Genomic DNA, 20,538 nt, shown 5'->3' with positions numbered 1-20,538 from the left:
TAATTTTTTACGCAGGGGCCAACAGAGCCTGTTAACAATTTTATAACATTTCAGGAAAATGCCGTGAGCGCGGATAGCCTGTCATTTGTGATCAGGAGTATTATATTCCAAAAGCCGAATCGTTATCCATGGACCAAAGCCGCATTCAACATATCATCGAAACAATATCCTCAGTGAAAATCGCCGTCTATGGCGACTTCTGCCTCGATTCCTATTGGATTATGGATGAACGTGGATCGGAAGTTTCGATTGAAACCGGCCTGCAGGCCCAGGCTGTTACCAGACATTACTATACGCCGGGCGGCGCTGCCAATGTTGTAGCCAATTTGTCCGCGTTGAAACCCGCCGGGATCCGGGTGATCGGGACCATCGGAAACGATATGCAGGGAAGGGAATTGAGGTCACAACTGGAAAATTTGGGAGCCGAAACAACTGCGCTTTTTATTCAGAAAGAACATTTCAATACATATAGTTACCTGAAAAGGATCATTGACGGAAAGGAGGAACCCCGCATTGATTTCGGCGTATATAATGAACGCAGCGACGAAACGGATCAAAAGCTCCTTGCAGCGATCGAACAGGCTTTACAGGAATCGGATGCACTGATTTTCAATCAGCAAGTCACGGGAAGCATTAATAATGAACACTTTATAGATCAGGCTAATGCACTCTTCGCGAGATACAGCGACAAGATCGTGATGCTCGATTCCAGGCATTTTAATGATCGTTTTGAAAATACGTATCTCAAATGCAACGACCGGGAAATAGCGTCGTTGAATGGCGAACTTGTAAATCCCGGCGATAATGTTCCGATCACGGAGGTAAAAAAATATGGTCGCGCGGTTTACGAAAAATACAAAAAGCCGGTGTTTGTGACTTGCGGCGAACGCGGAATAATCGCATTTGATCAAACGGGTGCCCGGGAAGTCCATGGAATCCAGCTCAAAAGCAAACTGGACACGGTTGGCGCAGGCGATACGGCCATCAGCGCCATCACGCTTTGCCTTGCGGCCGGTTTCCCTTCCGTTGAAGCCGCCACATTCGGCAATTTCGCGGCAGCCGTCACGGTTCAGAAATTGTACACCACCGGCACAGCCAATGCCCGGGAAATTCTCTCAGTAAGCCAGGATCCTGATTTTATCTACAATGCTGATCTTGCAGAAAACGAACGAAGTGCCGTGTTTTTACAGGATACTGAGGTTGAACTATGCGAACCGGGCGTGCTGGAAAAGCTGGGCCAGATCCGCTATGCTGTTTTCGATCACGACGGAACGATCAGTTCGCTGCGGCAGGGCTGGGAAGAAATTATGGAACCGGTCATGATGAAGGCCATTCTGGGCGACCATTACAATACAATCGACGCCAATGCTTTCCATAAGGTTTTGGGCCAGGTAAAAGAGTTCATCCATAAAACGACTGGCATTCAAACGATTTACCAGATGGAAGGTTTGGTGAACCTTGTTCGGGAAGCGGGATATGTGCCTGAGCAGGATATTCTGGACAAATTCCAGTACAAAGCATTATATAATGATGGCCTGATGGAAATGGTCATCAAGCGGATGGAGAAGTTGGCTGCAGGAGAACTCGGACAGGAAGATTACACCATGAAAGGCGCCGTTGCCTTCTTGCAGGAGCTGAAAGAACGAGGTGTAACCATGTATCTCGCCAGCGGAACAGACGCCGAAGATGTTAAGCATGAAGCTGAAATGCTTGGCTATGCACATCTTTTCGACGGCGGCATTTACGGTGCATTGAAGGATTACACCAAGTTTTCCAAAAAAATGATCATCGAAAAGATCATTAAGGACAACAACCTGAACGGAAATGAACTGGCCGTTTTTGGCGACGGGCCTGACGAAATCCGTGAAGGCAGGCGCGCTGGCGGCATTGCGGTGGGCATTACCAGCAATGAGGTTCAGCGTTTCGGTCACAATCCGGCAAAACGGCCGCGTCTGGTCAAAGCAGGTGCACATTTGCTCATTCCCGATTTTTCCCAATACAAGAAACTCATAACCCTCCTCTTTCAGGAAAATGTAAAATACGCGGACGCATGAGCTGCTACGCGGAAAGATTTTTAAAAAACTGCCTTTTGCTGGTCTCCTTCGTACTGGCTGTTTCCTGTAAAAAGGAGCAGCCTGACAGATCCGCAAATGTCAGTTGTCAAGACAAACCTTTTATCCAGGAATTCCATGAAGCATTTCGCGTAGGAAGCGGAAATGCCGAAAACGAGGTAAGGAGCATTGCGGTCGATCAGGAATCTGCGATCTGGATAGCAACAGCAGCCGGCATTTTTCAAAAAAAGAAGGATAGTCGCGACTGGTCCAGCATCATAAGCGGAAGCGACAACGGTCCCGCTTATGACGTAGAATCAGATGCCAAGGGCATAATGTGGCTCGGAACCTGGAACGGACTACTCTCTTATAAAGCGGGGAGACTGGAAAGAGTAAGCGGACCAGAAGGCCCTGTCTCGGCCATTTGTGCAGCAAAAGAAGGCATATACGCATTGGGGCCGAGAGGTTTTTGGCTCAACGAAGGAAAAGGTTTCCATAAAATGGACGGCAACATTTCCAGGTCTGTCCGGGATGTGATTTCAGATCAAAACAAAGGCCTATGGCTTGCTACGGATGTAGGATTGTATCATTGGACAAAAACCGGTTTAACCCATTACTATAAAACCGACGCATTGATCAGCGGTTATGCCAAGGGCCTGGCGCTGGATGGGAACAATAAACTTTGGGTCGGTGGACTGGGTGGTGTAACAATCCGTGGTTTGGATAAAAAAGAAAAAGAACTTAAACCTGAAAATGGCATCCCATCCGTCTACGTTACATCCGTCCGTTATGCGCCTGACAGCTCCATGTGGGTAGGCACGCAGGCAGGCATTGTACGTTTCAGGCCTGATGGCAGCCATTCGTTATTGTTTTCCAGGCGCTGGTTAATGGATGACCAGGTTAATAAAATCGCATTTGACAAGGAAGGAACGGCATGGATCGCAACGCCAAAGGGTGTGAGCGCGATCCGGAAGAGAACGATGACATTGGCACAAAAAAGTGACTCTTTCTACGATATATTAATGAAAAGGCACATGCGTGCCCCCTGGATTGCCGGTCAGGCACATTTGCGGATTCCCGGCGATACAACTTCGTGGCAGCCCGAAGATGATGATAATGACGGCGAATACACAGGAAATTACCTCGCCATGGAAAGTTTCAGATACGCTGCCACAAAAAGCCCGGAAGCAAAAGCTAATGCTGAGAAGGCATTTGGTTTCCTGAAATTATTGCAGGAAGTGACGGATACGGATGGCTTTTTCGCCAGAACTATCGTCCCATCGGATTGGAAAAACGTGCACGACGCCAACCGGACTTTCACTGAAAGAGAAAAAGCGGATGAACTCGTGAAAGAGCCGCGTTTCAAGCCTGTGGAAGTACGCTGGCACAAATCCAGAGATGGAAAGTGGCTCTGGAAAGGTGATACAAGCAGCGATGAAATGTGCGGACATATGTTTGGCTACTATTTCTACTACACATTGGTGGCGGATCCGAACGAGAAAAAGGTCATAGCAACGCATATTGCAAGGATTGTGGATCATTTAATGAAAAATAACCTGAATCTGACAGACGTCGACGGCACACATACACGCTGGTCCGTCTGGTCACCCGACAAGCTCAACCGGGATCCCGAATGGCTTCCCGACCGCAACCAGAATTCGATGGAGTTGCTCGCTTTCATAAAGCTGGCCTATCACGTAACTGGCAATAAAAAGTATGAAAATGAGTACATAAGGCTCATAAAGGATGAGAAATATCTTGAAAATATGGGAGAAGTCACGAACCAGAACCCTGCCTGGTTTATTTACTTCGACGTGGTTTTGCAAGCTTACCTTTATCCGATTTTGCTCAAATGCGAGAAAGATCCTGAGCGCCTGAATTTTTACAAAGCACATTTGAACAAATGGTTTGAAAAACGAAAAGCAGACCATAACCCGCTCATTAACTTCATATATAGCTATTCGTCAGGCCAGAAAGCAGAGCTGGATAACTCCATCGATTTCCTCGTGGACACGCCACTGGATTTAATCGACTGGCCAATTGACCATAGCAAAAGAGAAGACCTGAAAATTGTAAGAACGCCGGTTCTGGAAGATCAGCAGGTGGATGCATTGCAGCCCGCCAGTATCCGTATGACCGTACGTTGGGATAAAAATCCCTGGACAATGGCTGGTGGCAACCCGCAAGTGGAACGGGAGCCGGTATTTTGGCTGCTACCTTACTGGATGGGCCGTTATATGAACATGATCAAATGATTAGTATGAAAATATTCTTTCCGTTTTTGTTAATGCTGCTGTATGTAACAGCCACTTTTGCTCAAAACAGTGCCGTCAAACAGCAAATGCTCATTTTTCCACAACAAGAACAGCACGTTCATGGGAGCAGCATTGTGAGCTTACCAAACGGCGACTTCCTCGTTGCCTGGTTCCAGGGAAGCGGCGAGCGCACGGCCGACGATGTGCGCATTATGGGTTCAAGATTAAAAAAGGGAGCTAAAAATTGGAGTGAGCCATTCCTGTTGGCCGATACGCCGCACATTCCCGATTGCAACCCAGTTCTATTCCTGAATGCACAGGGTAAGCTGTTCCTGGTTTGGATTGCCGTGCAGGCTAACCTGTGGGAACAGTCTATTTTAAGAACAAAAACGACAACCGATTACAACGGCGACGGCGCACCGAACTGGACCTGGCAGGACAATATTCTACTCAAACCCGATGACAAATTTGCTGTCGAAGTCGCGAAAAAGTTTAAAGATCTGCCTGCAAATCACGCAGGATGGGCCGGGTACGCACCCAGATACGACGGCATGATCCAGGAGGCAGCAAAAGATCCTGTAAAACGGAGCATTGGCTGGATGACCAGGATCAAACCATTGCTAATGGAAAGCGGAAGAATCGTACTACCGCTCTACTCCGACGGCTATAACCTTTCCTTAACAGCCATTTCGGAAGATCACGGCGCAACCTGGCGCCCGGGGCTGCCCATTGTAGGCCGCGGCCCCATCCAGCCGGCATTGGGATTGAAAAAGAATGGTAATCTGGTTGCCTTCATGCGCGACAGCGGTGACCCGCCTACACGCGTACATTACAGCGAATCCTCAGACAAGGGCGAAAGCTGGACAGCAACGCGAAAAACAGACATCCCTAACACCGCCAGTGTAGAATTCCTGGTTTTGAATGATGGTAAATGGGCTTTTCTGGGAAACGACATCGATGACGGACGTTATGAACTGACCCTCCGGATTTCCGCAGATGAAGGCAAAACCTGGAAACGCGGCTGGATCGAGAACGATAAATCCAAAAAAGGAGGCTACTCCTACCCTTCGCTCATTCAGACTGCCGACGGCCTATTGCACATGACCTATTCCTATCATCCCGAAAAAGGCAAAAAATCAATCAAATATGTAGTCGTAGATCCGAAGTTATTATGAAGATCAGGCGGAAGCGGAAAGTCCGCTTTATGCCAGCACAAAGAATACAATACTAAACCTATAAATAGTTAATGCTTAAAACCCCCAACCTCCGTTTCCTGCCGTTGATTTTTCTCTTGATGACACTATCCGTCGGCAAGAATTCCGCACAGACCGTCCATCAGGATAAACCATTCAAACAGGATTACAGCATCAAATTCTACGCTAATGAGAGCATGAATTTGCAGCAGGTCATTGCCGACCGGAATGAGAATATGCAGATCCTGGGCAAGGATGGCTTGCTGCATCCCGAAAATGGACAGTTTTTACATCCGGGAAGCATTCGCGCAGATAATTCCTATCGGTTTATGAAGGACAAAAAGATCGCCGCAATCGCAAGCTACCAGGACCAGCATGTATATCTGACCGAATCCTTCATCCTCAGCAACGCCTGGGCCGGAACGCTCCTTTCGAAACATACATTGCCCAAAGCCAGCATTTTTACCGGCGGCAACAACTTTGCTTTCCTAATATCGGATGGCAAGTCGCTGCAATTGGTTCGGGATTCAAAGAACATCTGGAGTGGAAATCTGCCCGATGACGAGGTTTTGGACATTGTTTTTCAAAGTACAGGAAATCAGTTCTGGATACTGGGAAGGAAATCGCTTTATAATCTTCCGGTTGGAAATAATGTGTTGACCAAGGCTTTTTCAGGGAATAATTTCACGGCTTTCGACCTCGCTAATAAGGAAAAGAGCATTATAATCGGAACCAGCGATGGCTATCATGTTTTTGATATAACCTCAAAAAAACAAACCGGGACTATCCACAACAAGCTTCCCGTCAATAAGATAACAGCCGTTAAAGAGGTGAATAACCGCATCTGGTTTGGTTCAGACGAGGGTGCATTTGCACTCCGGGCTGATAATAAGTTCGATTACTATTATGGTGAGCGCTGGCTGCCGGGCAATAAGGTCGTTGACATTGCAGAAGGGCCTCAAAATTCAGTTTTGATATTGACGAACAAAGGGTTAGGCCAGATTAATTTCAAATCCATGTCGCTTGAAGAAAAAGCTTTGCTTTTTGAAAAACAAGTAAGGCAGCGGCACATCAGAAACGGGTTTAATGCCTCACTGGTTAACATGGACCACGGAAATGTTGCGACGGGTTTTATGGAAGATTCTGATAATGACGGACTTTGGACTTCCATGTATCTGGGCGGCGAAATTTTCCGCTACGCCGTGACAAAAGATCCCGAAGCACTGAAAAATTGTCGGGAATCCCTGGACGCTTTGGAAAGATTGTACTCAGTAACCGGCATTCCCGGCTTTCCTGCGCGCTCTTTTGAGCGATCGGGGCACATTAAGGAGCTGAGCGACAGCGAGCGTTGGCAGCATTCCGCTGAAAAAGAATGGGATTGGAAATCGACCACCAGCAGCGATGAAGTGATCGGGCATGTGTTCGCATTCGGTGCTATGGCTGAGCTTGTCGATGATCCGTCTATGAAAAAACGGGCGGTTGCGCTGATCGACACATTGATGTCTCACATCGTTAAAAATAATCTATATCTGATAGATTTTGATGGAAAACCGACCATGTGGGGCAAATGGAACCCTGAGTATGTGAATGCTTTTCCAATCAATGTTGGAGACCGGAAGCTGAATTCTTCCAACATTGTATCCATGCTGCAGACGGCTTATCATTTTACAAAAAAAGAAAAATACAAAGCCAAAGCTTTTGAACTGATGAACAAGCATGGCTATTTCGAGAACATGATGCGTTCCATGAAAGTGATCGGACAAGCCCCGGCAGACGCGGATGAGCATAGTAAGCACATGTCCGACGGCTGGAACCATTCCGATGATGAAATGTATTTTGTGGGTTACTGGGGGCTTTATCGCTACGCACTGAATGATACGCTGAAAGCAAGATACAAGCAGCAGATCCTGGATCACTGGCAGGTTGAGCGTCCTGAAAAAGAGGGCGCGTGGAACATTTTCACAGCAATGACCGGAGTAAAAGATTTTGATCTGAAAGAAGCGGTATGGTATTTACAGGAACATCCGCTCGACCTGATCGACTGGAACATCAAAAACAGCCACCGGAAAGACATTGAGTTAATTGAACCCAACTTCCGCAGGCAAACCACCAGGGAAGTGCTCCCGCCCGACGAGCGCCAGGTTCAGCGCCACAATGCTAATATGTTCAGCCTGGACCGGGAAGGCCGAAACGGTGACGGCGAGTATAGCGCGGGTGATATCTGGCTTTTGCCCTACTGGATGGGGCGTTATCTTGGGGTCATCAGCGCACCACAAAAATAGCTTCATGCAATTTCAACGTTATTTTTCAATCACAATAATGCTATTCTCAATGCTGTCTTGCCAAACAGAATCCTATCTGCAGGAGAAACAGGTTACCCAGGATTACGGTTATCATCACGATCTGGACAATAACGACAACTTTTCACCCGACGGGAAATGGTTGGTTTATGACACACGGACAGACAGCGGCGGCATTGCGGAATCAGCTAAGATTGAGAAAGTAAACATTGAAACAGGTGAGAAAAAGGTTTTGTTTGAAATAAAAAACAATCAAATATGGGGGCCGGGAGCTGGCGCTGTCAGTTATAGCCCGATCAGGCAAGCCGTTGTTTTTATTCATGGGCTGGCTAATAGCACAAAGGAAAATCCATATCAGCAATGGCGCAGAACAGGCGTGATCATTGAAGACGCAAACCCGAACGTTCCGATTTATATGGACGCCCGGGACGTAACTTTTCCATTCACGCCCGGCGCATTACGCGGCGGCACGCACCGGCACGAATGGAGCGGCGACGGAAAATGGATCGGTTTTACTTATAATGATGCCATCCTGAAAGCGCTTGAAGATGCTTCGGGACAAAAGCGAAACCTGCGCACAATAGGCGTTTCCACAAAAATCAGGCAGGTAAATGTCGAAAAAAATGAAGAAAACGTCTCCGGTGAGTGGTTCAGCGCATTGGTAGTCCGTGTTGTTCCAAATCCCGAACCGGGAAGCGATCAGATCAGCCATGCAGCAGGTGACAGCTGGGTTGGGACGAATTGTTATTTGTTAAAAAACGGCGAGAAGCAGCTTGCAAGAGCGTTTATTGGTGTTGTAAAAAATAAAAGCGGCCAGGATGTGAGCGAAGTATTTATCGTCGATATCCCCAACGACATTACGCAGCCCGGGGAACTTGGGCCATTGGAAGGAACAAAAGATGATTTCCCGATGCCTCCCAAAGGAGCAAGCCAAAGGAGACTGACATTCACTGCTGAAACCCAATTTCCAGGATGCACCGGCATTGTGCGGTCGTCACCGGACGGAACTTCGCTTGCCTATTTGGCAAAAGATAAAAATGGTGTTGAGCAGATCTTCCTGATCTCACCATTGGGCGGGGAGCCGCGTCAGCTTACTGCACACGAATCTAATGTTTCGGGGAATGTAAGATGGCGTCCGGACGGGAAAGCGGTGGGTTACATTCACGAGGGAAGTATTACAATTTGTAAGATTGGCGACGCGCCTTTTCAACAAAGATTCGTAAAAATCACGCAGCCTACTAATCCCGCGCCGTCTAATTTGGTATGGTCTCCCGACGGTAAGACATTAGCATTCAATCGTTTGATACAAAAAGAAGGCAAGCCTGCTTCTCAGCAGATATTTGTCATTGAAGTGAAGATGTAGGGGAAAGCGCAAACAATCGCGTCTGCATATTTATAACTTAATATGCAAATTATCCTATGATTCATACCATGCGCTGGTTCGGGCCTAATGATCCCGTTTCACTGATGGACATACGCCAGGCCGGATGCGCCGGAATTGTCAGCGCGCTGCACCAGATACCCGTAGGCGATGTGTGGTCGCCCGAAGCGATATTGGAACGAAAAGCGCTTATTGAGGATGGTAATGAACGATTTACGAAGCTTGAATGGCTGGTTGTTGAAAGTCTTCCGGTTCACGAACACATTAAAAAAGGCCTTCCTACCCGTGAACTTTACATTGAAAACTATAAGGAATCATTAAAAAACCTGGCCGCCAGCGGAATCAGGACCGTTTGCTACAACTTCATGCCGGTGCTGGACTGGTCGCGTACGCAGCTGGACTATACAATGCCCGAAGGCCATAAAACCCTTCGCTTCGTTTGGGAAGATTTCGCATTGTTTGACCTTTACATTCTTCGCAGGCCCAATGCCGCGGCCGATTACGAGCCTGAAATCCAGCAATCAGCAGGGGAAAAATTCGAGCGCATGTCGCCCGAAGAAATTTCTCATCTCACAAACACCGTTTTATTAGGATTACCCGGCTCGGAAGAGGCATTTGATCTTGTTAATTTCCAAAGCCTGCTGGACGCTTATGCGCACATTGGAGATCAGCAGCTGCGCGAAAATCTGTATTATTTTATCAAAGAGGTTGCGCCCCTGGCGCAGGAACTTGGCGTGAACCTCTGCATTCATCCCGATGACCCGCCAAGGTCATTATTGGGCTTGCCGAGGGTTGTCAGTACGGAAGCCGATCTCGAAGAGCTCATGCAAGCCAGTAATGTCCGAGCCAATGGGATTACATTTTGCACAGGTTCTCTGGGTGTAAGAGCTGATAATGACCTTGTTAAGATCATTGAACGCTTCGGTGACCGCATTCATTTCGTGCATTTGAGAACCACGAGGCGTGAAGATGGCACCCGGAATTTCCACGAAGCACCGCATCTGTACGGCGATGTAGATATGTACGCTGTGATAAAAGCGCTATTAGCCGAAGAACAAAAACGTAAGGAAGCTGGCTATCAGGACATTGAGCTCCCTATGCGTCCCGATCACGGTTTCCAGATGCTCGATGATCTGCACAAAAGAACATATCCCGGCTATTCCGGCATCGGACGATTGAAAGCATTGGCAGAGCTCCGCGGATTGGAAGTGGGCATTAAGCGTGCTTTTCATTATTAAAATGCCAAATCAAGAACATTAATCACCCACGATTTTTATAGAAATGCCTGAAATTGAAGATTCTAACACAGCCGCTTTAAATGTATTTTCACTCGCCGGAAAACTGGCGCTTATCACGGGCGGCGGAAGCGGCATTGGCTTTTACATTGCCCAAAGCATGGTTCAGGCCGGAGCCAAAGTGGTTATAACCGGTCGGCGCGAAGGTGTTTTGCAAGAAGCGGTCGCCACGCTCGGGCCTAATGTGCATTACTTTACCAATGACGTCACGCAACTCAGCACCATTCCCACATTGATCGAAAGCATTGAGGCGAAGCACGGCCCGATTGATATTTTGGTCAATAATGCAGGCATTAATATGAAAAAACATGCCATTGAAGTCACAGATGAAGATTTCGACCGTGTTATTCAAACCAATTTACATGCGGTTTTTGCCGTAACAAGAGAAGTGGGCAAGCGCATGATCGTGCGCAAGCAAGGCTCTATCATTATGATCACCTCCATGGCCGCGTTATACGGAATTGACCGTGTAGTGGCTTATACAGCTTCCAAATCTGCGGTTGGTGGCATGGTGAAAGCGCTGGCCACCGAATTTTCCCCTTATAATGTAAGGATAAATGCAGTGGCTCCGGGTTTTATAGAAACGCCCATGATGCTCACTGCCATGAACGGCGACCCATCGCGGCGCGACAAAGCCATGGACCGCACGCCCATGGGAACCTGGGGCAAACCCGACGACATCGGCTGGGCCGCCGTATTCCTCGCCTCCCCCGCCGCCAAATTCATCACCGGCGTCTCGTTGCCTGTGGATGGTGGCAATTCGATAGGGTTTTAACATTGAAAGAGCTTTTATACACTATAATCATTAACATTTCCTTAATCCAAGATCCATGAGAAGCACGAGTTTAATGAAATCAACAGGTCTATTTTTATTCTTTGTCATTTTTTTAATAGCACAAACCCACGCCCAGAAAATCAAATGGAATAAAGTCAAAGTCCTGGTTTATACTAAAAATGGGAAGGGTTATGTGCATGATAACATTGCGGCTTCGGTGGTGGCGATCCAGGCTCTGGGTAAGCAGCATGGTTTCGGGGTGGATGTGAGCGATGATCCTTCGAAGTTTACGGAAGAGAATCTGAAACAGTATGACGCGCTTATTTTTTCCAATACAAATAATGATGTGTTCGATACGGACGCACAGCGCGTTGCATTGATGCGCTATATCCAGGCGGGCGGGAATTTTGTTGGCCTGCATTCCGCCTCCGGGACTGAGCGGAAGTGGCGCTGGTTCAAGGATATGCTGGGCGGAACATTCTTCTGGCATGAACCCGGACAAAGCTTCACAGTGAATGTTCTGGACTCCAAAAATCCTTCCCTGGCGCACCTACCCGCGAAATGGGAGCGCAAAACGGATGAATTTTATTTTATCAAGGAGCTGGGCGTGAACCTGAATGTGCTGGCTGTAAATGATCATACAACCATTCAAAAACCTGCCGGAAAAGCACTGGACACATTTGGGACCGTTTTCCCGTCGGTTTGGTGGCATGAGTACGACGGCGGCCGCGCCTTTTATACTTCGCTGGGGCACCAGAAAGAAGATTATGAGCAGGAAGATTTGAGAAAACACATTCTGGGAGCCATCGAATGGGCCATAGGACCTCAAAAAGCAAGAAATTACAGCAAGGCTTATGCAACAAGCCCCACCGACGAAGTGCGTAAAAAGTAATATCAAAAACATTAATCCTGAATCCAATGAAAAATTTAACAGAAGAAAACGGCCAGGATAGAAGGTCGTTCCTGAAAAGCGCCGCCACCGGAACGGCCGGTATCATTGCGGCTTCCATGTTCCCGACGATCGTCCCGGCAAGTGTTTTTGGCAAATACGCGCCCAGTAACCGCATCAACATCGGCCAGATCGGCATCGGACGCATTGCAACCGGTCACGATTTACCCGAGATCCTGAAAAATGAGGTGGCTCATGTGATGGCTGTGGCGGATGTGGATAAAAACCGGCTTGCGCAGGGCAAACAGTGGATTGAAAAGAAATATGCAGATAAGACCGGCAAAGCGAATTACGTGGATGTGAAAGCATATGACGACTATAAGGAGCTTTTGGCCAATAAAGAAATTGACGCGGTGATCATCAGCACGCCCGATCACTGGCATGCACAGCCTGCGATGGAGGCGGCTGTTGCGGGCAAGCACATTTACATGCAAAAACCTACTTCGCTGACGATCAAGGAAGGCCGTATGATGGCGGACATGATCAAGAAAAAGAAAGTGGTTTTCCAGTTGGGAAGTCAACAGCGATCGATGAACCCATGGCCGCAATTCAAAAGAACTTGTGAGCTCGTTCGCAATGGCCGCATTGGCAAGCTGAAAAAAGTTTACGTAGGCTTACCGGGTGATCCGGCAGGGGGTAACACGGAAAAAATGCCGGTTCCCTCCAATTTGAACTACGATATGTGGCTGGGCTCAACGCCCGAAGTATATTATACGTTGGACCGCGTGCATTCACAAACTGATATTAATGACCGTCCGGGATGGCTGCGTTTAGAGCAATTCGGTGCGGGTATGATCACCGGCTGGGGTTCTCACCACATTGACATTGCGCATTGGGGAATGGATACCGAGCTGACCGGCCCGATTGAAATCGATGGAAAAGCCACATTCCCGCCTGCCGGTTCCGGCTTATGGAATGTGCACGGCGACTTCCTGGTGAATGCCAAATATGCCAATGGCGTTGAGATGGAAATCGGCGGCACCAATCCCAACGGGGTCAAATTCGAAGGAACGGATGGCTGGATCTTTGTTTCGCGTGGCAATGTGGGCGTGACGGCTTCCGATCCGGGCGCAGCTGCCGCAGCAAAGGAAAATAAGGCGTTCTATGCAAGTGATCCCAAAATATTGGGTTCGGTAATACAGGCGAATGAAATCCACCTATACGAAAGCCCCGAACAACACCAGAACTGGCTCGAATGCATCCAAAATGGCAAACAAACCGTGAGCCACGCCGAAATTGCACAACGCTCCTGCTCAGCGTGCCTGATCGCCCATACGGCGATGAAACTGGGTCGTAAACTGAAATGGGATCCGAAAAAAGAAGAATATATCGGAGATAAGGAAGCCAATGCAACATTATCACGGCCCCAGCGCGGACCATATGGCACTAACTATGTAAAAGGATAATTATTTTTCAAATTTATCAATTGCCCCGGGCTTAAGCCCGGGGCAATTGATAAATTTGAAAATGTTAGTAGTTTCCTTTGTATTCTCTGGGAGTGTGGCCAATGTATCTTTTGAAATTTCTATTAAAATTGGATAGAGAGTCAAATCCGCTGTCGTAGGCGATTTGAGCAATCGTCCACTTATCTTCTAATAATAACTTGCACGCGTGACCTATCCGGATTTCGTTTACAAAATCAATAAAAGTCTTGTTTGACCTGGCTTTGAAATATCTGCAAAAAGCCGCCTCGGTCATCCCCGCCAGAGACGCCACATCACCAAGCCTGATTTCCTGCGAAAAGTGTTGCAGCACATAATTGTGCACCTTATGCATGCGCTCCGTCTCCGAAACTTTGTAAGTATTTACATAACCATAACTGGAAATCGGAGAACCGCCAGCTTCGTGCGCAAGCTTATCCAGCAATGTGAGCAGCTGAATAATGGTTTGAAATCCTTCCGAATGCATGATCGACATTAATTCCGAACGGATATGGCTTCTTAACTCCCCCTTATATTCAATGCCGCGTTTTGAATCCAGAAGCAACTGTTTCAACGCCAGCATCTCTGGTTTCTCCAAAAAATCCTTCCCCAGAAAATCCTCCTGAAAGTACAAAACGACGCCATGTGTCGCCAGTGAAGAACCGGTGTCGAAATATGCCGCGTCGCTGCGCCACAGGTGGGGAACATCGGGCCCGAGGAAAACCGTATCACCAGGACCGAACGTTTGCACAGAATCGCCGATCAACCGCTTGCCAGTTCCTTCCAAAACAGTGAACAACTGGTAATGCGGATGAAAATGCCAGTTAGGATCAAAATGAGGTGCTTTCAACTCCTGGATCGTCACCGTCCTGACCTGGCTTTCAATATTTTTATGGATTGGCGCCTTCATAAACCTGCTTTATTTTACCTTAATGCTATACAAAAGTAGCACATTGCCATCAAAATACGGCTAGTATGGATTTCTACTGATCCGTTTATCCAAAAAATCAATTATGCAACGGCAAAAGAAATTTCCGTGAATCGCGTTGTAATTAACGTAGTACAGCACTGCGGGATTTATGCGCCAAACCTTTTATGGCATAGTTTTTTAATTATTGAACGCTCGTAAATCCAATTCCAACGTTTTGAGTTACGTTGTATTCTTATAACTTCAAATAGCAGCAATTAAGCAGTCATGAACAAAAATATTACCTTCCTAGCGTTCCTGTTTGGCGTTTTCGCCTTGTCCAGCTGTGGAAAAACAACCACAATCAACACAAATATGGAGCTCACCGGAAAGTGGGAGCTGCAAAGTATAGTGCAAAATTCAGACACGATAAAAAAACCTGTATTAGCCAAAGGTCAAATGCCCGTAAGCCTGCATTTTAAAGAGAAAGGTGAGCTGGAAGGAACATCCTCAACCAACATACTGACAGGCTTCTATGAAACAGCGCAACAGAACACCATTCAAATGGGCGGCGGCGGCACCGAACGGGCCGAAACGCAGTGGGGTAATTTGTTTGTAAATGCAATTCCAAACGTAAATCTGTACGATCTGAAAATGAATAAGCTGGTGCTTTATTATGAAAATAACAATCAGTTGATTTTCAGTAGAGTGCAATAGTTTTTTTATACAAATATGAAAAAGGCAGCCTTGATCGGATGATCAGGCTGCCTTTTTCTTGTCTCACATCTTAGCTTATTTTGCCCTAATCCAAACGGCAGGCCTGCTAAAAGATCAATATGCGGTTGATATTTGTCAAATCAGGTAAAATTTGAAGCGGTTTTTTATTGTAAAATTGTGTGCATCTTAGCAGGACATTTCCTGACCAAAAACCTTTTTTGATGAAGTACAGCATGAATCTCCTCCTCTGGGGGCCACAAATTGACGATAGCCTTTTCCCTACCCTCGAACTGATCAAAGAAATTGGCTTTGACGGCGTAGAAGTCCCGATTTTCAACACCAACCCTGCACATTGGTTTAACTTCCGTAAAAAGCTCGACGAGCTTGGTCTGGCTTGTGAAACCGACACGATCTGCGGCCCATCGGAACATTTGATCAGCCCTGATCCAGCCATGCGCAGGCATACAATCGACCACTTGAAAAGCGCACTGGATTGCTCGCTTGTGCTGGGCGCAACCAAATTAATGGGCCCTTACCATTCTGCATTGGGCGTTTTCACAGGCCAGCCAGCCACGCAGGAAGAATGGCAATGGGCACTAGAAGGCATTCGCGAAGTGGCCGATTATGCTGAATCCCTGGACATTACATTAGGCCTCGAATATCTCAACCGCTTCGAGCTCTATCTTACATCCTGCGGGGACGAGCTGATCCGCTTCGTAGACGAGGTGAACCACCCGCATTGCAAGATCATGTTCGACACTTTCCACGCCAACATTGAAGAAAAGAACATCGGCGACACCATGCGCAAAGCAGGCGACCGCATTTCATTTATACAACTCTCTGAAAATGACCGCTCTACACCCGGCAAAGGAAATGTAGATTGGGAAGGCGTTTTCAAAGCCATCAAAGACATTAAATACGATGGCTGGATCAGCATTGAAGCATTCAGCCAAAAACTGCCAGTCGCCAACATCTGGCGCAAAATGTTCGAATCCGAAGAACAGCTCATGCGCGACGGACTGGCCTTCATCAAATCGAATTTATCCTGATCCATCCAAAAAATCGACCTTGTCATACAATTTCCCCTAGGAAATCGGTCGAGCCTATGGCTCTTTCTCGTCGATGATGCACTTACCTCGAAAGAGCCAGAGGCTCGGAGCATTTTTTAACCGCGGGTTTCAACCCGCTGGCATACAACAAAGCCCGGGTTGAAAACCGGGCTAGAAAATCGGTCGAGCCTACGGCTCTTTCTCGTCGATGGTTCGCTTACTTCGCAAGAGCCGGAGGCTCGAAACATTTTTAACTGCGGGTTTCAACCCGCTGGCATACAACTAAGCCCGGGTTGAAACCCGGGCTAGAAATCGGTCGGCCTACGGCTCTTTCTCGTCGATGATGCACTTACCTCGCAAGAGCCAGAGGCTCGAAACATTTTTTAACTGCGGGTTTCAACCCGCTGGCATACAACAAAGCCCGGGTTGAAACCCGGGCTAGAAAATCGGTCGAGCCTACGGCTCTTTCTTCATCATGGTGCACTTACCTCGCAAGAGCCGGAGGCTCGAAACATTTTTAACTGCGGGTTTCAACCCGCTGGCATACAACAAAGCCCGGGTTGAAACCCGGGCTAGAAAATCGGTCGAACCTCTGGCTCTTTCTCGTCGATTATGCACTTACCTCGAAAGAGCCAGAGGCTCGAAACATTTTTTAACAGCGGGTTGAAACCCGCTGTTAACCGACAATGCCCTGGTTGAAACCCGGTCTGGAATATCCGTCGAGCCTACGGCTCTTTCAGATCGATGGTTCACCACCTCGCAAGAGCCATAGGCTCGGAACATTTTTAACTGCGGGTTTCAACCCGCAGTTCACCCAACAACGCCTGCCTCAATAAACCTTCGCCAGCAAATGCGGCCGCTCCTTCTCCAACTTCAAAATCAACTCCCCGAACAACGTATTCACCCAAGCAAACCACTTCCTCGTAAACTTGCTTTGATCATCTTTATCAAAAGATTCGTGCATAAAACCAGTATTATTATGCGTGGTTTTAAGCAGTTTCAGCTGCGCTTCGATCTCTTTTTCGTCCGTGGACGTAATGGCTCTCGCGATGATTCCCATGGGCCAGATCTGGTTTACCAACGTGTGCGGGCTGCCTAAGCCTTCGCCTGCTTTTCCTTTGAAGAAATAAGGATTGGAATCGCTTAAAACGAATTTTCTTGTGTTAATGTAGATCGGATCTTTAACCGACATGGCACCCAAATACGGCATGCTGATCAAGCCGGGAATGCCTGCGTCGTCCATCAAAAGATAGTTGCCAAAACCATCCACTTCAAATGCATAGATTTTGCCAAATTCCGGATGTGGATAAACGGCGTATTTCTTCAATGCAGTTTCGACTTCTGTTGCCAACGCTTTGAAATCGCTTGCTATTTTCGCGCCTTCACCTCCTACTTTTTCCAGCATTTCAGCCACTTCTCGGAAGGAAACGACTGCGAAGAAATTGGAAGGGACGAAGAATGGATACATCGCCGCGTCGTCAGAAGGACGGAAGGTGCTTGCTATCAGGCCGTTTGGCTTAATGGGATTACCATAACCGTTGCCTGGAACCGTGTCCGTAGACCACGAAGTGACGCGACCGAATTTGTATGGGCCGGGGCCATCTTTGCGTTGCTGTTCTTTGCAGGTTTTGAGGATTAGCCCCATTGCCTTCGTCCAATCGGCGTCGAATGGCTTGGTGTCACCGGTTATTTTCCAATAATTGTAAGCGAGGCGAATGGCGTAGCAGAGCGAATCCAGCTCCCATTTGCGTTCGTGAAGCATGGGTTTCATGTCGGTCACGTCCTTGGTCCATTCGCTTTCTTTTGGCCGGTCGTAAAATGCGTTCGCGTAAGGGTCAATAATGATGCATTTGGTCTGGCGGTTGATGAGGCCGGCGACCATATCCTTTAATTTGTTGTCTTCTTTGAGCAACGGCAAATACGGCCAAACCTGCGCTGTGCTGTCGCGGAGCCACATGGCGTCGATGTCGCCGGTGATGACGAATGTGTCGGGTTTGCCGTCGATGGGTTTGTAATGAACGGTTGTATCAATGGTGTTAGGAAAGCAATTTTCGAAAAGCCATGCCAATTCGGGGTCCTTAATCACCTTTTTCATGCGAGTAATCGTCGCTTCCACGGCTGGACTGGTAAAACTCCGCTTGTCAGCAGGAATACGAACAACTGGAAAATCAGCAGCGTTTTTTGCAAATGACCAATTGGAAACGGCCATCCCGGCCACAGCCATTGCGCTGGCTTTTATAAATGTTCTCCGATGAGAACTGCTCGGTTGAGACATGGATTCAGGAAAATGATTTATTAAAATATTTTAAAGAAGCAATTTAGGCAAAAATCTCCTTTTACACCTCCCGCACCATATGATCATACGTATGCCCCAGAAAATCCTTTTCGCCAGCCACCTGAAAACCTACTTTTTCATAGATCTTTCTCGCATCCGGATTCACCTTATCCACGATTAATCCGACGCGATTAAATTGCTTTGTAGCAGCCAGTCCGCAGAATGCATTCAGCAACTTTTTACCAATGCCCTTTCCCTGATGCGCTGGATCGACATTCACACAATCGACATAGTATTCACCAGCCTCGGTTTCGTCGCCGGGAGAAAAATCAGGATCGGATGCTCGGAGGACTTTCAAAACAGGGGCACGGAGTTCGTGCAAACGGGCGCCGTCGTAGCCAACAAGAGAGCCGATTACGCCGTTTTCATCTTCGTAAACCAATGTATTTTCATAACTATATTGATTGCCTTTGTCCGCAATGAACTTTTCCATCAGGGGAATTGCGTCATTCGGATCATCGGATTTTGCGAAGAGGCTGGCAATGTGGCCCAGGGCAAGAATAATGAGGGGAGCGAGCTTTGGAGCGTCTTCGGATGTGGCTGGTCGGATCATAAAATTTAATAATTTCTATCTATATTTTGCAAGAATTTGTCGCTGCGCCGAAAAGCAGGTCAAAATCGAGTCAGTACTAATCAAAAGACGTAAAGTTTTTAGCACTATTTTGTTTTAAAATTGTATTGCCTAAAACCGGATCATTAACCTACCAAAATAAATATGTCTCAAAAAATTAATGTTGCAATCGTTGGTCTTGGCTTTGGAGCCGAATTTATCCCCATTTACCAGCAACATCCCAATGCAAATATGTACGCAATCTGCCAGCGTACAGAGTCCAAACTGAATGAAATTGGTGACCAATATGGCATCGACGTGCGCTACACAAGTTACGACGACCTTTTGAATGATCCGAATGTAGACGCCGTACACATTAACTCCCCTATTCCCAACCACGCCGAGCAAACATTGAAGGCATTGCGCGCCGGAAAACACGTGGCCTGCACCGTGCCGATGGCGACGAGCGTGGAGGATTGCATCGAGATCGTGAAAGCGACCAAAGAATCGGGCAAAAAATACATGATGATGGAAACCGTGGTTTATGCGCGGGAATTCCTTTTTGTAAAAGAATTGTATGAAAAAGGTGAATTGGGAAAAGTGCAGTTCCTGAAAGCAAGTCACCAGCAGGATATGGAAGGCTGGCCTGATTACTGGCCTGGATTGCCTCCTATGCATTACGCAACGCACTGCGTAGGCCCGGTTGCGGGACTTTTGAAGCTGGAAGCGGAGTATGTTTCCTGCTTCGGTTCAGGCACGATCAGCGAAGATCTGGCCAAAATCCACAACTCTCCCTTTGCCGTTGAATCCGCACATATTAAATTTAAGGACAGCGACTTATCAGCTTATGTATATCGCTCGTTATTTGATGTGGCGCGTCAGTACAGAGAAAGTTTTGAGGTTTACGGAAGCAAAAAATCTTTCGAATGGCCATTGATCGAGGGCGAAGATCCTGTGATCCACACGGCAAAAAAACCGGAACACGAAATCGCCGAAAAAGTGGCTACGCCTGATTACGCACATTATCTGCCAGAAGAAATTCAGCATTTCACCGGAAAAGGCGTTTATAACCTGGACGAAAACGCGCATTTGTCATTTGTACAAGGAGGCGGCCACGGCGGCTCACACCCGCATTTGGCCCACGAATTCATCAGTGCATTGATCGAAGACCGCGAGCCATTCCCAAATGCATGGCAATCGGCCAACTGGACAAGCGTTGGGATCCTGGCGCATGAGTCGGCATTGCAGGGCGGGGCGTTGATTCAGCTTCCTGATTTTAAGGAGCTGTCGTAACTCTTCGGCCGCCCGGCGGCCTGTACTGAGGAGTGGGCGCCTTGTCAGTCTGAGCAAGAGCCTCTGT

At 47.6% G+C, this 20,538-nt stretch carries 15 protein-coding genes; 12 read left to right on the top strand and 3 right to left on the bottom strand.

What is annotated here, in order from left to right; all coding sequences use genetic code 11:
* The first annotated feature begins 173 nt into the window (after positions 1-173).
* The 9 genes from L0660_RS00805 (at position 174) to L0660_RS00765 (ending at position 13,605) form a co-directional block, all read left to right on the top strand.
* Positions 174-2,054 carry a PfkB family carbohydrate kinase gene (locus tag L0660_RS00805; protein ID WP_235156857.1) on the top strand — a complete coding sequence of 627 codons (1,881 nt, stop codon included), beginning with the start codon at positions 174-176 and terminating at the stop codon, positions 2,052-2,054.
* Positions 2,051-4,306 (top strand): regulator, encoded by a 2,256-nt coding sequence (locus L0660_RS00800; protein WP_235156856.1) that lies wholly within the window; start codon positions 2,051-2,053, stop codon positions 4,304-4,306. Before L0660_RS00805 ends, L0660_RS00800 begins: the two co-directional genes overlap by 4 nt.
* Before the next feature lie 5 nt (positions 4,307-4,311).
* The gene (locus tag L0660_RS00795; RefSeq protein WP_235156855.1) at positions 4,312-5,481 is read left to right on the top strand and encodes an exo-alpha-sialidase; all 1,170 of its coding nucleotides are present in this window, start codon (positions 4,312-4,314) and stop codon (positions 5,479-5,481) included.
* A gap of 71 nt (positions 5,482-5,552) precedes the next feature.
* Complete coding sequence (locus tag L0660_RS00790; RefSeq protein ID WP_235156854.1) at positions 5,553-7,781, top strand: hypothetical protein; 2,229 nt, start codon at positions 5,553-5,555, stop codon at positions 7,779-7,781.
* A 49-nt stretch (positions 7,782-7,830) separates the two neighbouring features.
* Positions 7,831-9,162, top strand: a complete 1,332-nt coding sequence (locus L0660_RS00785; protein WP_235156853.1) for a DUF3748 domain-containing protein — start codon at positions 7,831-7,833, stop codon at positions 9,160-9,162.
* Positions 9,163-9,218: 56 nt separating this feature from the next.
* Positions 9,219-10,418 carry a mannonate dehydratase gene (uxuA, locus tag L0660_RS00780; protein WP_235156852.1) on the top strand — a complete coding sequence of 400 codons (1,200 nt, stop codon included), beginning with the start codon at positions 9,219-9,221 and terminating at the stop codon, positions 10,416-10,418.
* 43 nt (positions 10,419-10,461) lie between these two features.
* Complete coding sequence (locus L0660_RS00775; protein ID WP_235156851.1) at positions 10,462-11,250, top strand: SDR family NAD(P)-dependent oxidoreductase; 789 nt, start codon at positions 10,462-10,464, stop codon at positions 11,248-11,250.
* A 55-nt stretch (positions 11,251-11,305) separates the two neighbouring features.
* Positions 11,306-12,142 carry a ThuA domain-containing protein gene (locus tag L0660_RS00770; RefSeq protein ID WP_235156850.1) on the top strand — a complete coding sequence of 279 codons (837 nt, stop codon included), beginning with the start codon at positions 11,306-11,308 and terminating at the stop codon, positions 12,140-12,142.
* Positions 12,143-12,168: 26 nt separating this feature from the next.
* Entirely contained in the window at positions 12,169-13,605 is a 1,437-nt protein-coding gene (locus L0660_RS00765) for a Gfo/Idh/MocA family protein (protein WP_235156849.1), read from the top strand.
* A gap of 64 nt (positions 13,606-13,669) precedes the next feature.
* Here the strand turns inward: L0660_RS00765 and L0660_RS00760 are convergent, their stop codons facing one another.
* Positions 13,670-14,530 carry an AraC family transcriptional regulator gene (locus L0660_RS00760; RefSeq protein ID WP_235156848.1) on the bottom strand — a complete coding sequence of 287 codons (861 nt, stop codon included), beginning with the start codon at positions 14,528-14,530 and terminating at the stop codon, positions 13,670-13,672.
* A gap of 285 nt (positions 14,531-14,815) precedes the next feature.
* On the opposite strand from L0660_RS00760, the gene L0660_RS00755 reads away from it, so the two are divergent.
* Together L0660_RS00755 and L0660_RS00750 are read left to right on the top strand one after the other, a co-directional pair.
* Positions 14,816-15,244: an META domain-containing protein gene (locus L0660_RS00755; RefSeq protein WP_235156847.1), complete on the top strand. Its 429-nt coding sequence runs from the start codon at positions 14,816-14,818 to the stop codon at positions 15,242-15,244.
* A gap of 221 nt (positions 15,245-15,465) precedes the next feature.
* A complete protein-coding gene (locus L0660_RS00750) occupies positions 15,466-16,293 on the top strand; it encodes a sugar phosphate isomerase/epimerase (protein WP_235156846.1) in 828 nt (275 codons plus the stop codon).
* Positions 16,294-17,122: 829 nt separating this feature from the next.
* Here L0660_RS00750 and L0660_RS00745 read toward each other — a convergent pair.
* Both L0660_RS00745 and L0660_RS00740 read right to left on the bottom strand, forming a co-directional pair.
* Positions 17,123-18,568, bottom strand: a complete 1,446-nt coding sequence (locus L0660_RS00745; RefSeq protein ID WP_235156845.1) for a glycoside hydrolase family 125 protein — start codon at positions 18,566-18,568, stop codon at positions 17,123-17,125.
* A 61-nt stretch (positions 18,569-18,629) separates the two neighbouring features.
* Entirely contained in the window at positions 18,630-19,181 is a 552-nt protein-coding gene (locus L0660_RS00740) for a GNAT family N-acetyltransferase (RefSeq protein WP_235156844.1), read from the bottom strand.
* Between the two features lie 162 nt (positions 19,182-19,343).
* Between L0660_RS00740 and L0660_RS00735 the strand changes: the two genes are divergently transcribed.
* The gene (locus tag L0660_RS00735) at positions 19,344-20,471 is read left to right on the top strand and encodes a Gfo/Idh/MocA family protein (protein WP_235156843.1); all 1,128 of its coding nucleotides are present in this window, start codon (positions 19,344-19,346) and stop codon (positions 20,469-20,471) included.
* Positions 20,472-20,538 lie beyond the last annotated feature (67 nt).

Source organism: Dyadobacter sp. CY351, from assembly GCF_021502625.1.
Taxonomy (GTDB): Bacteria; Bacteroidota; Bacteroidia; order Cytophagales; family Spirosomataceae; genus Dyadobacter; species Dyadobacter chenhuakuii.
This window is presented reverse-complemented; position numbering and strand designations above follow the sequence as displayed.

What these genes read in the sequence shown, in the direction of transcription:
- L0660_RS00755 (WP_235156847.1), top strand. Translation starts at nt 14,816, where the DNA reads ATGAACAAAAATATTACCTTCCTAGCGTTCCTGTTTGGCGTTTTCGCC.
- L0660_RS00740 (WP_235156844.1), bottom strand. Translation starts at nt 19,181, where the DNA reads ATGATCCGACCAGCCACATCCGAAGACGCTCCAAAGCTCGCTCCCCTC.
- L0660_RS00785 (WP_235156853.1), top strand. Translation starts at nt 7,831, where the DNA reads ATGCTGTCTTGCCAAACAGAATCCTATCTGCAGGAGAAACAGGTTACC.
- L0660_RS00770 (WP_235156850.1), top strand. Translation starts at nt 11,306, where the DNA reads ATGAGAAGCACGAGTTTAATGAAATCAACAGGTCTATTTTTATTCTTT.
- L0660_RS00750 (WP_235156846.1), top strand. Translation starts at nt 15,466, where the DNA reads ATGAAGTACAGCATGAATCTCCTCCTCTGGGGGCCACAAATTGACGAT.
- L0660_RS00790 (WP_235156854.1), top strand. Translation starts at nt 5,553, where the DNA reads ATGCTTAAAACCCCCAACCTCCGTTTCCTGCCGTTGATTTTTCTCTTG.
- L0660_RS00795 (WP_235156855.1), top strand. Translation starts at nt 4,312, where the DNA reads ATGAAAATATTCTTTCCGTTTTTGTTAATGCTGCTGTATGTAACAGCC.
- L0660_RS00745 (WP_235156845.1), bottom strand. Translation starts at nt 18,568, where the DNA reads ATGTCTCAACCGAGCAGTTCTCATCGGAGAACATTTATAAAAGCCAGC.
- L0660_RS00760 (WP_235156848.1), bottom strand. Translation starts at nt 14,530, where the DNA reads ATGAAGGCGCCAATCCATAAAAATATTGAAAGCCAGGTCAGGACGGTG.
- L0660_RS00765 (WP_235156849.1), top strand. Translation starts at nt 12,169, where the DNA reads ATGAAAAATTTAACAGAAGAAAACGGCCAGGATAGAAGGTCGTTCCTG.
- L0660_RS00800 (WP_235156856.1), top strand. Translation starts at nt 2,051, where the DNA reads ATGAGCTGCTACGCGGAAAGATTTTTAAAAAACTGCCTTTTGCTGGTC.
- L0660_RS00735 (WP_235156843.1), top strand. Translation starts at nt 19,344, where the DNA reads ATGTCTCAAAAAATTAATGTTGCAATCGTTGGTCTTGGCTTTGGAGCC.
- uxuA (WP_235156852.1), top strand. Translation starts at nt 9,219, where the DNA reads ATGATTCATACCATGCGCTGGTTCGGGCCTAATGATCCCGTTTCACTG.
- L0660_RS00775 (WP_235156851.1), top strand. Translation starts at nt 10,462, where the DNA reads ATGCCTGAAATTGAAGATTCTAACACAGCCGCTTTAAATGTATTTTCA.